General features: G+C 65.1%; 3 protein-coding genes. All 3 read left to right on the top strand.

Annotated features, from left to right (window positions below):
* On the top strand, positions 1-617 hold a 617-nt coding region (locus ACE3S9_RS19110; protein ID WP_374548064.1), incomplete at its 5' end, for a GDP-mannose 4,6-dehydratase.
* Positions 614-1,588, top strand: a complete 975-nt coding sequence (locus ACE3S9_RS19115) for a GDP-mannose 4,6-dehydratase (protein ID WP_374548065.1) — start codon at positions 614-616, stop codon at positions 1,586-1,588. The genes ACE3S9_RS19110 and ACE3S9_RS19115, both read left to right, overlap by 4 nt.
* 94 nt (positions 1,589-1,682) lie before the next feature.
* Positions 1,683-1,913 (top strand): hypothetical protein (locus tag ACE3S9_RS19120; RefSeq protein ID WP_374548066.1); only part of this gene is annotated, 231 nt, incomplete at its 3' end.

Here is a 1,913-nt window from a genome sequence, read left to right on the forward strand (position 1 = left end):
ATCAGGCCTCGTCCTCGGAAATGTACGGTCTGATCCAGGAGCCGGTGCAGTCGGAAAAGACCCCCTTCTATCCGCGCTCGCCCTATGCCGCCGCCAAGCTCTACGCCCACTGGATGACGGTGAACTATCGCGAAAGCTTCGGCCTGCACGCGTCGAATGGCATCTTGTTCAATCATGAATCGCCCCTTCGCGGCATCGAATTCGTCACGCGCAAGATCACCGACGGCGTCGCCCGCATCCATCTGGGAATCGCCAAACAACTGGCGCTCGGCAATCTCGACGCCCAGCGCGACTGGGGCCATGCGCGCGATTACGTCGAGGCGATGTGGCTGATGCTTCAGCAGGATCGGCCGGAAGATTACGTCGTCGCGACGGGCCGCACCTCCAGCGTGCGGCGATTCTGCGAACTGGCCTTCGCCCATGTCGGCCGCAAGATGGAAGACCATGTCGTGGTCGATCCGCGCTATCTGCGCCCGGCCGAAGTGGAGGTCCTCCTCGGCGACCCGGCCAAGGCCAAGGAAAAGCTCGGCTGGACGGCAAAAACCAGCCTGGAGCAATTGGTCGCCGAAATGGTGGACGCCGATATCGAGAGATGGCGGAAGAAGGTCAATTCATGACAGGCGCCGCGCAGCGCATTCTGGTGACGGGCGCGGCCGGATTTGTCGGGCCGCACCTGATCGCGGCGTTGCGCCGCCACTGCCCCGGCGCCGAAATTCTGGCCAGCGCGCATCAAGCGGGCGAGCATCCACAGCTCGGGCCGGTCGCCGCGCTGGATGTCACCGACCGCCGCATGTGCATGGAGCGGGTTGGCGAATGGCGGCCGACCCAAATCGTCAATCTCGCCGGCTTCGCCGCGCCGGGACTGGCCTCCAAAAATCCGGATCTCACCTGGGCCATCCATCTCGACGGCGCCCGAAATCTCGCTGAAGCCATTCTGCGACAGGCGCCGGCGTGCCGGCTCATTCAGGTCGGCTCCGGCCTGGTCTATGGCAAATCGGCGACGCGCGATCCGCTCGACGAAGACACCTTGCCCGCCCCGCTCGACGATTATGCTGCGAGCAAGGCGGCGGCCGATCTGGCTTTGGCGGTTTTCGCGCGCAAAGGCCTGCGATGCGCGCGACTGCGGCCGTTCAACCATTCCGGCCCCGGCCAGAGCGAGGATTTCGTCATCCCGGCTTTCGCCATGCAGATCGCCCGGATCGAGGCCGATCTGGCGCCCCCGGTCGTGCATGTCGGCAATCTCGACGCCAAACGCGACATTCTCGACGTGGCGGACGTCGCCGAGGCCTATGCGCTGCTGGCGGCTGCCGAATGGCGCGAGGAGGCCGGCATTTTCAACATCGCCTCCGGAGAGGCCGTGTCGATCGAGGACATTCTGGCGCGGCTGCTGCGGCTCAGCCCGGCGCGAATCACGGTTGAAAAAGACCCGGCCCGCAGCCGTCCCAGCGACGTGCCCGTGATTGTCGGCGATGCCGCCAAATTCCGCGAGTCTTTCGGCTGGGCGCCGCGCCTGACGCTCGACGAAACCCTGCGGAGCGTGCTCGACGATTGCCGCGCGCGCGTCGCCCCTTTGCGAGCGCAGGCATGACTGCGGCGATGCGTTTTCCGCATCCGGCGAAACCTGACGGCGGTTCGCATCGCGCCGAGGAAAAGCGGGCGCCGAACCGAAGCGGCGCGGAATCGTGATTTATTACGACATCACCGACCTCCTCCGTTATTTCGACGAGCATCCGCACGTGACGGGCATCCAGCGCGTCACCATCGCCACTATTCGTCAGTTTCTCGAGCTTGCCGATGCGGAAGGAACAGGCGAGACGCTCGGGCTGATCGCCTATGATCCGACGCTCGGACGGGCGATGGCGACCGACGCCGGCTTCTTCCGGCAGGAAAACCTGATCGGCGGCCAGATTCGC

Source organism: Rhodoblastus sp. (assembly GCF_041915505.1).
Classification (GTDB): domain Bacteria; phylum Pseudomonadota; class Alphaproteobacteria; order Rhizobiales; family Beijerinckiaceae; genus Rhodoblastus.

Coding starts and splice junctions, on each gene's coding strand:
- ACE3S9_RS19115 (WP_374548065.1), top strand. CDS start 614: ATGACAGGCGCCGCGCAGCGCATTCTGGTGACGGGCGCGGCCGGATTT.